The organism is Nocardia sp. NPDC046763 (genome assembly GCF_040645495.1).
Lineage (GTDB): Bacteria > Actinomycetota > Actinomycetes > Mycobacteriales > Mycobacteriaceae > Nocardia.
In genome coordinates, this window is the sequence record NZ_JBEYYI010000003.1 from 18,231 (window position 1) to 30,020 (window position 11,790).

The 11,790-nt window shown below is 66.4% G+C and carries 13 protein-coding genes; 7 read left to right on the forward strand and 6 right to left on the reverse strand.

Features of this window, described 5'->3' with window-relative positions; translation table 11 throughout:
• Positions 1-342: 342 nt before the first annotated feature.
• On the reverse strand, positions 343-1,530 hold the full coding sequence (locus ABZ909_RS05125) for a glycosyltransferase family 4 protein (protein ID WP_356996347.1): 1,188 nt from the start codon (positions 1,528-1,530) through the stop codon (positions 343-345).
• Complete coding sequence (locus ABZ909_RS05130) at positions 1,530-2,570, reverse strand: glycosyltransferase family 4 protein (protein WP_356996348.1); 1,041 nt, start codon at positions 2,568-2,570, stop codon at positions 1,530-1,532. Before ABZ909_RS05130 ends, ABZ909_RS05125 begins: the two co-directional genes overlap by 1 nt.
• A 145-nt stretch (positions 2,571-2,715) precedes the next feature.
• Between ABZ909_RS05130 and ABZ909_RS05135 the strand changes: the two genes are divergently transcribed.
• Positions 2,716-3,120 carry a hypothetical protein gene (locus ABZ909_RS05135; RefSeq protein ID WP_356996349.1) on the forward strand — a complete coding sequence of 135 codons (405 nt, stop codon included), beginning with the start codon at positions 2,716-2,718 and terminating at the stop codon, positions 3,118-3,120.
• Between the two features lie 208 nt (positions 3,121-3,328).
• On the opposite strand, the gene ABZ909_RS05140 is transcribed toward ABZ909_RS05135, so the two are convergent.
• The 3 genes from ABZ909_RS05140 to ABZ909_RS05150 all read right to left on the reverse strand — a co-directional run bounded on the left by ABZ909_RS05140 (position 3,329) and on the right by ABZ909_RS05150 (position 4,981).
• Positions 3,329-4,168, reverse strand: a complete 840-nt coding sequence (locus tag ABZ909_RS05140; protein ID WP_356996350.1) for an alpha/beta hydrolase — start codon at positions 4,166-4,168, stop codon at positions 3,329-3,331.
• Positions 4,169-4,349: 181 nt separating this feature from the next.
• Positions 4,350-4,613, reverse strand: coding sequence for a hypothetical protein (locus ABZ909_RS05145; protein WP_356996351.1), 264 nt, complete (start codon positions 4,611-4,613; stop codon positions 4,350-4,352).
• The gene (locus ABZ909_RS05150; RefSeq protein WP_356996352.1) at positions 4,610-4,981 is read right to left on the reverse strand and encodes a hypothetical protein; all 372 of its coding nucleotides are present in this window, start codon (positions 4,979-4,981) and stop codon (positions 4,610-4,612) included. The genes ABZ909_RS05145 and ABZ909_RS05150 overlap by 4 nt, the downstream gene beginning before the upstream one ends.
• A gap of 89 nt (positions 4,982-5,070) precedes the next feature.
• Here ABZ909_RS05150 and ABZ909_RS05155 point away from each other — a divergent pair, with 89 nt between their 5' ends.
• Positions 5,071-6,465 carry a helix-turn-helix transcriptional regulator gene (locus ABZ909_RS05155; protein WP_356996353.1) on the forward strand — a complete coding sequence of 465 codons (1,395 nt, stop codon included), beginning with the start codon at positions 5,071-5,073 and terminating at the stop codon, positions 6,463-6,465.
• 4 nt (positions 6,466-6,469) lie between these two features.
• Here the strand turns inward: ABZ909_RS05155 and ABZ909_RS05160 are convergent, their stop codons facing one another.
• Positions 6,470-7,213, reverse strand: a complete 744-nt coding sequence (locus ABZ909_RS05160) for an HAD family hydrolase (protein WP_356996354.1) — start codon at positions 7,211-7,213, stop codon at positions 6,470-6,472.
• 293 nt (positions 7,214-7,506) lie between these two features.
• Between ABZ909_RS05160 and ABZ909_RS05165 the strand changes: the two genes are divergently transcribed.
• From ABZ909_RS05165 to ABZ909_RS05185, 5 genes are all read left to right on the forward strand, one after another.
• Positions 7,507-8,958, forward strand: coding sequence for an amidase (locus ABZ909_RS05165; RefSeq protein WP_356996355.1), 1,452 nt, complete (start codon positions 7,507-7,509; stop codon positions 8,956-8,958).
• 168 nt (positions 8,959-9,126) lie between these two features.
• Entirely contained in the window at positions 9,127-10,047 is a 921-nt protein-coding gene (locus tag ABZ909_RS05170; RefSeq protein ID WP_356996356.1) for an alpha/beta hydrolase, read from the forward strand.
• Positions 10,048-10,143: 96 nt separating this feature from the next.
• Positions 10,144-10,839: a DUF2993 domain-containing protein gene (locus tag ABZ909_RS05175; protein ID WP_356996357.1), complete on the forward strand. Its 696-nt coding sequence runs from the start codon at positions 10,144-10,146 to the stop codon at positions 10,837-10,839.
• A gap of 53 nt (positions 10,840-10,892) precedes the next feature.
• A complete protein-coding gene (locus ABZ909_RS05180) occupies positions 10,893-11,198 on the forward strand; it encodes a DoxX family protein (RefSeq protein ID WP_356996358.1) in 306 nt (101 codons plus the stop codon).
• On the forward strand, positions 11,195-11,737 hold the full coding sequence (locus ABZ909_RS05185) for a dihydrofolate reductase family protein (protein WP_356996359.1): 543 nt from the start codon (positions 11,195-11,197) through the stop codon (positions 11,735-11,737). Before ABZ909_RS05180 ends, ABZ909_RS05185 begins: the two co-directional genes overlap by 4 nt.
• The last annotated feature ends 53 nt before the right edge of the window (positions 11,738-11,790 follow it).

The following is an 11,790-nucleotide window of genomic DNA, read 5'->3' on the forward strand; positions in this document are numbered from 1 at the left end:
GCCGGGCGGGTGACCGGGAGTCGCACGGTGGGCGGCTCGACCGGATCGCCGTAGAAGGTGGGGAGTACCGGACCGCGGGAGGGCGCGGCATAGCGGGCGGCCCGGGTCTCGTCGAACGACACCGTGCCACGGCCGTTCGCGTGGCCGTTCGGTCCGGCGCGGCCCGGCCGCGGACCGGCCGGACCGGAATCGCTGCGGGCGTCGTGCTCGAAGGCGGAGGGCTGCTGGTCGACCTCCGGAATCCCGTGCCGCATGTGGCGGCGCTGCCGCAACCGGCCCAGCGTGCCGAGGGCCTCCATCCGCTCGGTGGGCGGGTCATAGGCCGGCAGCGGATCGGTCGGATCATCCACGCCGCCACCGCTTTCCGGGTAGACCGGTCAGGAAGTCGGTCACGATCCGGCCCGACTCGGCCACGTCGAAATCGCGGGACCGCACCCGCGCGGCATCGGCGAGCTTGACACGCAGTTCTCGATCGGCGATCAAAGTGTCCAGGGCGCGGGTGAGCCCGGCGCGATCGCCGGCCGTCACCAGCAGGCCGTTCACCCCCGGCTCCACGATCTCCTCCGGTCCGCCCGGGCGGGTCGCGATGACCGCGCAGCCCGCCCGCATGCCCTCCACCACCACCTGGCCGAAGGGCTCGGGCAGCACCGAACAGTGCACGAGGATATCGGCGTGGCGCAGATAGGATTCCGGGTCGTCCACGTGGCCGGTGAAGGTGACCGGGAGGTCGAGGGCGGTGGCGTGCACCTCGAGTTCGGCGCGGTAGGGCTCCTCGTCGAAGAAGGTGCCGCCGACCAGGAAGACCTCGCGGGGGAGGGTTTTCACATCGGCCAGGGCGCGCAGGAACAGATCCTGGCCCTTCCAGGGGGCGAGGCGGCCGACGACGGCGATGATGGTCTCGCCGGCGGGGCGTTGTTCCTGGGGTCGTGGTTCGCGGGAGAGCACGGATTCTTCTGCCGCGGTCTCGTTGTCGGGTGGAAACTCGACGCCCGGATAGGCGACGACGGCCGCTCGCCGCCAGGTGTACAGCGAGGCCAGGGTGCCGCGGCTGTTGGCGATCACGCCGCGGGCCACCACCCAGCCCATCACTCGGATGACGAGGGCGAGCGCGCGGCCGAAGTAGTCGCGCGAAACCCGGTCGTGCACATGCCAGACCAGCGGGACCCGGGCTCGGCGGGCGGCGACCGCGCCCATGAGCATTGCTTTGGTGCTGCCCGCCACCAGGACGGTGGCGTCCAGGTCGCGGACGGTCGCGCCCAGTGTCCAGCCGAGACGCAGTAGGCCGGTCGCGCCTGCGAGCAGGCTGCGGATTCCGGCCTTGTCGATGGTCATGGCGCGGGAGTCGAAACTATTGGTGACGACGCGGGTTTCGATCCCGCGCGCGGCCATCTGGCGCAGCATCGGGCCGTCCTCGGTGTAGAGCACGGCGGTCCGCCCGGCGGGCATGGCCGAGAGCAGACGCAGTGTCGCGAGTTCGGCTCCGGAGGGGGCGGCGGTGTGCGCGAGGAATACGGCCTTCAGCGGTGCCATCAGCCGACGAGTTCCGCGTAGAGATCCCGGTGCCGCCGGGCCGCGACGGCCCAGGAGAATGTCTCCGCGTGGGCGCGGCACTGTTTCGCGGCGGGCCGGGAGCCGTCCAGGGCCGCGGCGATGCGGGCCGCGAGGGCCTCGGCATTGCCCGGGGGGACGAGAAGCGTGGCGTCCAAACCCCGGACAGAATCGGGCAATCCGCCACAATCGGACACGATCGGCGGGCGACCGGCGGCGAGGGATTCCAGGGCGATGAGGCCGAAGCCTTCCAGCGCGAGGGAGGGGACCACTGTCAGGTCGGATCGGGTGTACAGGTCGGTGAGCTCCGCGTCGGAGACCGACCCGGTGAATCGGATCGACGGCTGGTCGGCGGCGAGCGACCGCAATTCGGCCTCGGCGGTCCCGGTTCCGACGATGACCAGCCGGGCGTCCGGATGCCGGGCCGACACGTCGGACCAGGCGCGGATGAGCACGTCGATGCCCATCCGCTTCTCCAATCGCCGCACGCACAGCACGATTCCGGTGTCGGCCTCGGGCTCCGAGGTGGTGAAACGCTCCAGATCCACACCTGGCGGAATCACCTGAACCCGGTCCGGCCGCACTCCGTAGTCGCCGACCAGCAACCTTTCGAAATGTTGCGAGAGCACGATGAAACGATCCGCTCTGGCATACCGCAGCCGCTCGACCAGATACTTGGCGCGCACGGCCCGCTGGCCATCTCCGGCCATCCGGCTCTCCGCCGCCCACGGCCCGTGAAAGTGCACTACCAGCGGATTTCGTACCGCTGCAGGCCCGTACAAGCAGAAATGCCGATCGATCACGGTGTCGCGAGTGAGCGTGTCCCGGTCCAGAAACGCGGTGCGCGCTCGATGGAGCGTCGACCCGCCGGTGGGTCCCCATGACCCCGCACCGACCGGTCCATCTCCGAAAGCCCTTGCGCCGACACTCATTCGAGTGTCGCGCGTCAGTGCACCGTATAAATCCGTGAAGTACCGGTTGAGACCCCCATGAGCGGCCGTGAACCACTCCGACCCTGTCATCAACACCCGAATGGGCCGTGTCAAAACCCTCACCCCCGGGTCCGTCACCCACATTCGGACCGAAATAACGATCCGAACGCCCTTGCAGCGCAAGTGTATGCCAATCCGCGCTGCTGGGCGGGCTATCGGTCCGCAATCAACCACCATGACCGCCACCCTGACCGCCCAGGACAAGCAGACCCTTCGCACCGCCGCCTACGGCGCCGTCTCCCTGATCTCGGCCGCCGACGCCGCCGGCGGCTCGCCCCACAAGGCCGCCACCGCCGGCAGCATCGCACTCGGCTCCGCCACCGGCCTGGTCGGCCACGTCCTCGCCGAAAAGTCCACCGGCGTCCGCCTCGAGTCCAAGTCCGTAGCCGCCCTGGCCGACCAGGTCCTCCCCGCCCTGAGCGCCGCAATGACCCTGCTGGCCGACCACTCCCCGGCCGAGGCCGCCAACTTCCGCACCACCGTCGTCGTCGCCATCGAGGCCGCCATCCACAAGACCGGATCCACCCCCACCGTCACCGACATGGCCCGCAAAATCACCGCAGCCCTCGACGCCGCCTGACGGAATGCGCCCGGGGCCACCCTCATCGGCGCCGACCCCCAATCCCCACCAGGCACTCGAAGCCCGGACAGAACAAGCGCTCCGTCCGGGCTTCTTCACCGTGTCGCGCCCGTGTCTTACGAGCACTCGTCAGTCGTGACCGGGGTCGGCAACGCAACGGTTTTCGCCGCGGCCAGTCGTGCCGGCACGCCGCAACTCATGCATGAAGTCAGCCGAAGAATTCGGATAATGCCGCAGCCACCGCTGCGGGATCATCGGGGTGGTGCCCCTGTCCGGCCAGCACCATCAGGTCCGCGTTCGGAAGCGTCGCGTGCAGCAGGTCGATACTCTTGCTGCCGTAGGAGTCCGTGTTGTCGCCGGCGAGTAGCAGGGTTTGTGTGTCGAGGGTCGACCAGCGGCTCAGGTCGGGCTCCATCGCCGTCAAACATTCGAGGTCGGCGACCAGACCGGCGGCGCGGTGAGCGAGTATCCGGGCGATCGGCTCGAGCGTGGTGGGCGGACGAGCCGAATCACTGATTGCGGTGAAGAATTCGACGATAGCTTCCTCGGGGCGATCGCGTTTCACCAGCTCCTGGATCTCGGCGAGGGCCGATGCCAACACCGGCCCGGCGAGAGCAACAGGGGGCTCATAGAGTGCCAAACGGCGGACAGCCGACGACGTTTCGTGCATCGCGTGCAATGCGACAAGCCCGCCAATGGAGTGCCCGAAAACGAAAGCCGGCTCGCCCAATACGCCGAGCACCGCACCGAGGTCCGCTGCCTGCCTGGAGAATCCGGCCGGCCGCGGTCCGCTTCCGCTGGGGCCGTAGTCCCGGCGTTCGACCACCACAACTCGGTAGCGCGAGGCGAGCATATCGGTCAAGCCGTTGTACATGTCCGTAGTGGTCAGGGCGCCGTGCAGAACCACCAGTGGCGGCCCGTCCCCCTGCAGGTGAAAGACGACGCGGGTGCCATCCGCCGACTCGACGCTCTCCGTGGTTCTCAACATGTCACGATCATGCCGACGGCCGCTTGCGCGGCTCTTGCACACCTCGAGCAGTTGGAGCACGCCGCACTGTCATGCCGCGACCCGCGCGGTTCGAAGCGGCCACTCGACCCAGTTGAAGATCAACAGTCCGAGATCATTTCAAGATGCGACGGAGCTATACAGCAAGATCGGGGAGCTGCCAGCGTGGGGAACTGGGTGGATTTCCGCCGTGTCCGCGTGCTCCGCTGTCGTTCGAGCGGGTTCACAGGGTGAATCGCTTTCCCTTGGCAGCCCACAGGACGCGACCGCGTTGCGTGAGTTGCCACCCACCGTCTTGGCTGTTTTCGACCAGCCCCCGGGCCTGCAATCGCGTCATAATGCGACGGATGGAGTCGGGGCTGAGGGAGACGCCGGGGCCCGATGGCGGGAGGTGAGCCGCTGCCGCGACTCGGTCAACGGTCAGAGGGTGACCTGCGCGGTTCAGCGCACCGAGCACGGCGAAGTCGTTCAGCGCCAGCGGCGTCATGCTGGACATCCGTGCCGCCCACCGAAATACCGCGCGAACGTTTCACGCGGTGCGACGACTTCCACATCGCAGAGGTCCATCAGTCGGTCCAGAGTCAACGCATCGAGATCATTCAGCGATGGGACCACGACCGCATCCACGTCAGCGGTGCGTACTTGGTCGATCAGGTCCAGTGGCGATGTGTCCTGCGGCCAGACCAGTTCGTATCCGAGCCTCCGCGCTAGACGCGTGATCTGTGCCCGATCCCATTGGGCGCCAACGCCTGAATGCTCATCATCTACATAGCCGAGTGCTGTCGGAAGCGCTCTCATCATGACGCCCTCAAAGTTCGGAGTGGTAGCTACTTGCTTCGAGAGAACCTCGGTCACGAGGAGTTCAGGAAGATGGTAAATCCGTGGAAAACCAGACTTGCCACCCGCTCCTATCAGCGAGAATGGGCGAATGCGCAGGGGCGGCGATGAGTGATCCGGGTGACGAACCCGAGCAGCGATCGGCAGCGATTGCGGACTGTTTGGCGCGCGAAATCAAGCGCCGCAGGGTAGCCGCCGGGTTGAGTCAGCGTGTGCTGGCCACGCAAATCGGCTACTCACGCCAATACGTGTCCATGACCGAATGGGAAGATGCCAACCTTCCCTCGTTTGATCTTGTGACCGCTATCGACACTGCGCTCAGCGCGGGTGGGGCACTCATCGCACTGCGCGCACAAGCGAAGACGGGACGATCGACGGTCTGCACGCAATCCCATCCTGCCGCAATGGATTCGGAGGTACCCGGTAACCGATCTGGCGGGTTGCTTGCTGATCGCTATGGGTGGGAAGTACGGCCACCACACGATCCAAGCACGACGGTTGCAGCTTGGGTGGAGTCGAATATCGATGTATCGCATAGTTACTCGGGCGTCACGCCGACTGTGCTCGATCCCGTTGAGGCGCTCGTACGTTCGCGGAAGATTTCGAGCAGGACAATCACCGGTTTCAAGGCCGTGACACGGCTGTTGGCGACCCAGAGGCAAAGCATCGCCCCCGACGCCTTGGTGGGCCTCACCGCAGCTCATCGGGATTCTGTGGCGGAACTCTTCCGTGCGGCACAAGAGGATCAGGTCAAAGATCGGCTCGGCGCACTGCTCGCAGAGACATCGATCGTCGCGAGCCGCCTGTGGAGTGCCGTCGGCGATCGACCCATGGCACTGGCCAACTGCGTGTACGCGCGGCGGCTCGCCGACAGGCTTCAGAATCCTCTCCTGAGCGGGATCGCGCGGATCTTCGAGAGCAACCTCCGATCCGACGCCGCTACGTTGTTGGGTCCGGATGGTGACATCGCGATCGGTCTCCGAATGTTGCAGGAGGCCGCCGCGTTCGGCAACATCTTGCCTCCGGCCGCTCGGGCGAGGATCTCGGCAGAGCAAGCACAGGCTTATGCGGTGCTGGAGCTGCCCCGTGAATGCCAAGATGCCCTGGCGATGGCTCGTCGCGCGGTGGACGAAATCGGCGAGGCAGACCGAACCGGGTTGTTCAGCGACTGGAACGCGGAGCGCTTACATGTGTACGAGGGAACTTGTTGGCTGTTTCTCAACGAGCCGCGAAAGGCGATCGCCGCGCTCGAAGCCGCATTGCGGGCGACCGGGCAGGAAGACCGGAATGTCGCGCTGGCTGCCCGAGTCGACCTCGCCAGTGCCTACGTTCTCGACGGCGATCTCGGGGAGGGTTGCCGATTGATCGGCGAGACTTACGAGAGCTTGATGGCGATGGGCAATCAGCGCGGCATCGAACGCGCTCAGCGGGCTATCGAGCGCTTGACGCCCTGGAGGGCGGAGCGGCCGGTCGCGAACTCGAGCGGCGTGTCGCGGCGCTGACCGCTCAATGATACCGCTGGCCGGCGGTTCCAGTGACCAACGCTTGCGCGGTGGCAACAACCGACTCTGGTTGCAGCGCATCGAGGATCGCGTCCGGTGCGTGCTGAGCCAGTTCGTCACGAGTCGCTCGATGGGTCACGACGATGACATGAAATCCCGCGTGCCGGGCGCAGGCGATGTCGTTGGGGGCATCACCGATGACAACGGTTCGCGCAGGATTGAACTCATTGCCGTACTTGGCCGGAAATCGCTTGGCGATCACGTCAGGCAGATCGAACCGGTCCCTCGCGTCGGACCCGAATGCTCCGATTTCCAAGTCGAGATGCGGGTTCAGCCCCGTGACTCGGAGCTTGACTTCGGCCGCGGACCGCAGGTTACCGGTCAGCACAGTCTGGACGAACCCGCGCGCGTTCAGAGCCTCGATCGTTGCGGCCGCGCCCTGATACGCGGGCTGATCCCGAGCCAGCTCTTCCTCACCCTCCACCATCACGTGGGCCAGCTCCTGATGGAAGCCCAGGACCCCATTTTCCGCGATCTCTGGCGAAATACCTGATGCGAGAGCGGTGTCCACCACGATGGACTCATCGGTGTAGCCGTGTACCCGTGCGGTCGGGAAAACGACAGCGTCCTCCGCGATGGCGTAGGTGCGCGCGACAGCTCTCCGGAGCCATCGCAGATCGGCCGGAATCAGAGTGCCGTCGACGTCCCAAATGATGAGTCCTGCGTACTCCGCGCTCATAACGTGCATTCTGGCAGAGTCGGCAGTGGCATGTTGGGACTACTATGCCGCGTAATGCGCTGTCTGATCCGGCTGGTTCTGGGTGATGACGCGGAATCCCGTCCAGTAATGAGACATCTATCCGGTTGTGTGACGCGGTATTCCGTGCCCTCGACCAGGGAAGGGTGACCCACTGTAGACGCTGTGACATGCGGTTGGCCGCGTTTGACGGCTGGCCGGTGCCGATCGAGGCGGAGATTCCACGGATCGTGGGTGGCGTTTATGGGTCGGTCGCCCCGCCATGCGTCGGTAAGGTCGAGCATATGGAGTGGAGTTTTCGTCCGGCGGAAGAGCTTTCGACGGCGATGCGGGGCGGTGAGGTTACCTCGGTCGAATTGACCGAGGAGGCTATCGCGCGGATCGAGCAGGATGACAAGGCGATCAATGCGGTCTGTGTGCCGGACTTCGATCGGGCACGTGCCGCTGCGCGCCGGGCCGATGAGGCGCGGGCGCGCGGGGAGGATCGGCCGCTGCTCGGGATTCCGGTGACGGTCAAAGAGTCCTACAACATGGTCGGACTGCCCACGACGTGGGGTATGCCCGCGTTCCGGGATTATCTGCCGGCCGAGGACGCGGTGCAGGTGTCGCGGCTCGAGGCTGCCGGTGCGGTGATGCTCGGTAAGACCAATGTGCCGTTCATGTTGCAGGATCTGCAGAGCTTCAACGAGATCTACGGCACCACCAACAATCCGTGGGATCTCGGGCGTTCGCCGGGTGGTTCTTCCGGTGGGTCGGCGGCGGCACTGGCTGCCGGGTTCGGCGCGCTGTCCATCGGGTCCGATATCGGTGGTTCGCTGCGTGCTCCCGCGCATTTCTGCGGCGTGTACGCGCACAAGCCGACGCTCGGACTGGCGGCGACTCGCGGGATGCTCCCGCCGCCTGCTGCGGCGCTGCCCGCTGAAGGCGATCTCGCCGTGGTCGGTCCGATGGCGCGCACCGCACGTGACCTCTCGCTGCTGCTCGACGTCATGGCCGGACCGGACCCGCTGACCCTCGGTGTCGCATACGAATTGGCTCTGCCGGCCGCCCGCCACGAGAAGCTGTCGGACTTCCGCGTCCTGATCATCGACGAGCACCCGGCGATTCCGACCGGCTCGGCCGTGCGGGCCGGGCTGAACCGAGTCGCCGACGCGCTCATCGCCGAGGGCGCTCGCGTCGAACGGCACAGTCCGCTGCTGCCCGATCTCACCGAAGCCGCGACCCTCTATACGCAGCTGCTGGTTTCGAACCTCGCGGCACGCATGCCGGCAGAGCAATACGAGCAGGTGCGGACCGTCGCCGCCGGACTGCCCGCGGACGCACAGGGTTCCGAGGTGGCCTGGGTACGGGGCGCCGTGTTCAGCCACCGCGACTGGATCGAGGCGAACACCCGCCGCGAATTCCACCGCCAGAGCTGGCGGCAGCTCTTCGGCGAGTTCGATGTCGTCGTGTGTCCGATCACGCCGACTCCCGCGTTCCCGCACGACCACAACGCCGACCTGCGCGAACGGCACATCGACATCGACGGCGTCGCACACCCATTCGGCGACCAGCTCGTCTGGGCCGGGGTGGCAACCATGCCCGGCCTGCCCGCCACCGCCATCCCGACGGGACTCTCGCCCGAGGGGCTGCCGGTGGGCGTTCAGCTCATCGGCCCGATGTACGAGGACCGCACCCCACTGCGGCTGGCCGAACTGCTCGAAGAGAAGATCGGCGGCTTCCAGCAACCGCGGTAGGGCCGCATTCGGTGCGGCGCACAACCAAACGTTGTGGGCGGCAGGTGGATCGGTTGTTTGATGTCCGGTGCATGGCCTGATTGCATCTTCATGATCGATGCGAGGGTGTTCGGGTGCGGCGATGTGCCGCTGACATTCACCCGGTACACGGCTGTGAACAGGAGGAACGTGGAGATCGGACTCACGCGGCTGATCGATGAGGAACTCGGCATTCACATCGCGGAAAGCCGACAGCTCAACGCGGCGTCGAAACCTGTCGCCGGCCCGGCCACGTTCGAGGAGCTCCGGCAGGTGCGGGACAGACAGGCCATGTCCCTGCCGCACGTGAGTACCAGGGCTACCGAGCACATCGCCGAAACAGGAGGTCGTCGAGTCCCGGTGCGGATCACGGTCCCTCGGGAAACCGAGATCCGAGCCGCCTGTCTCGACATCCACGCCGGTGGCTTCTATCTCGGCTCGGCGGCAGGCGGGGATGAACGCAATGCTCGCCTCGCCGACGCCCTCGGGGTAGCAGTGGTGAGCGTCGACTACCGCCTGGCGCCGGAGCATCCCTGGCCCGCCGCCCCCGACGACTGCGAAACCGCCGCGCTCTGGCTCCTGGATCAGGCGGAATCATTGTTCGGGACAACGGATCTGGCGATCGGCGGCGCATCCGCGGGATCCACTCTGGTCATGACCACCCTGCTGCGACTGCGCGACCGAGGCCTGGCCGATCGGTTCGCCGGTGCCGTCCTGCAGTTCGGCGCCTACGACCTCAGCGGGCAATCTCCCGGCGGCAAGCTCTACGCCGACGAGTACTTCATCCAGGCCTACGCCGGCCACATCTCCGACCGAACCAATCCGGACATATCGCCGCTCTACGGCAATCTCACCGGTCTGCCACCCACGCTACTGATGGTCGGCTCTCTCGATCTCCTCCTCGAAGACAACCTGGTTATGGCAGCCCGTCTCGCTGCAGCGGGAAACGATGTGGACATCCGCGTCTACCCCGAGTCCACGCACGCCTTCACCTCCCGCCCGACCGGCATGGCCACCGCCGCTCTCCGCAACGCAGAGTCATGGCTTGCCCAACGCCTCACGAGGAAATAACTGGTCGTCGCCCTATGCCGGACCCGGTGGCGGGTCGGAGGCGGCGGATGGTCGCGATCGACAGCATGATGGTGGGATGGCTGAGCGGGTGAGTGTATGCGTGCGTTGTTGATGTTGGTGGTTGTGCTCGCGATTGCGGTGGTCGTGGGCGACCGGGTCGGGGTCGTGGTGGCGCAGAACGAGATCGGGCGCCGGATTGCCACCGGGTACAACCTTCCACAGCAGCCGCGCGTGGAGATCGGTGGCTTCCCGTTCCTGACGCAGGCTTTCGACGGCAGTTTTCATGACATCGATATCAGGGTCGGCGACTGGAGTGGACAGCAGATTTCTGTTCACGATCTCGATGTCGGCCTGACCGATGTATCTGCGCCGCTGAGTGATGTGGTGCACGGCCGTACCTCGAATCTGGTTGCCGCGCGGGCGACCGCGACAGCTCTGGTTCCGTACGACACCGTGCAGGCTTTTGCCCCGGAGGGGGTGGAGTCGATCTCCTATGCTCCGGACGGACTGCGCGTTACGGGAACGTTTTCGGCGGAGGGTCTTTCGGTGCCCGCGACGGTGGTCGTCACTGTCGCGCCGACCGAGGACGGCATCGTGGTAACTCCGTTCTCGGTCCAGGCCGCAGCCGGTGGCCCGACGATTCCGCTGGCCCTGCTGCAACGAAATCTCACCTTCACCGTGCCATTGCAGCGGCTGCCGCTCGGCGCCCAGCTGACGTCCATCCAGCCGAGCGCCGACGGCCTGCAGGTAACCGCCGTCGCCCACACCGTGCGCTTCTCCGACCTGTCGTAAGAACACTCCCGCCCGGGTGCTGTCACATTTCCCGCGTGCCGATGGTCGAGGAGATGACACCGAAGAGTGCATCTCGATGGAAACTGCTGGGCAGCACCGCGATTCTGGTTCCCGGCTTCTCGCGACCGAAGGAATGGGCCTATGCCGGAATGTTCTTCAACATGACCGGAGCCTTCATCTCGCACCTGGTCGAGCGCGACTACGGCACCGCCGGCATGCATCTGACCGTCACCGCCGGCATCGTGGGCACTGGTCCTCGCGTCCTGGGCGCTGCGGCCCGCGGACCGCATGCTCCCGTGCCGATAGTCCCCGCCGCCGTCGATGAGTTTGCGCCTCCCGACCCGTCTCCACTCCCATGACGCAGGTTCTGTGGCACGTCACGATGTCAGTGGACGGGTTCATCGCACCGGAGGACGACTCCACCGAGTGGATGTTCGGGCACGGGGCCGCGGGCCCGCTCGGGGTGGAGGCGATGCGGCGGACCGGGGCCGTCTTGTCCGGGCGACGCGGATACGACCTGGGCAACAGGCCCGGGACCGGCGATCGGAAACTGTACGGCGGCATGTGGTCCGGGCCGATATTCGTGCTGACCCATCGGCCCGGGGAGGCGCCGTACGATCCCGATATCACCTTCCTGTCCTGCGGTATCGCGGAGGCGGTCGCCACGGCGAAAGCCGCCGCGGGGGAGGGCGACGTCGGGATTTTCGGCGCGAATCTGGCCCGGCAATGCCTCGAATCCGGGCTCGTGGACGAGATCGTCATGCACCTCGTGCCGGTTCTGCTCGGTCGTGGAGTGCGACTGTTCGAAGGGACCGCGCCGGTTCGGCTGCGCAAGCTGCGCTGCGATGACTCCGGCCAGATCACCGATTTCCGATTCCAGGTCGAGCCCGGCGATTAACGCCGACGCCGCGCTGCCGGATCTGGGTTACGGTGATCGGCGGGCACGATGTG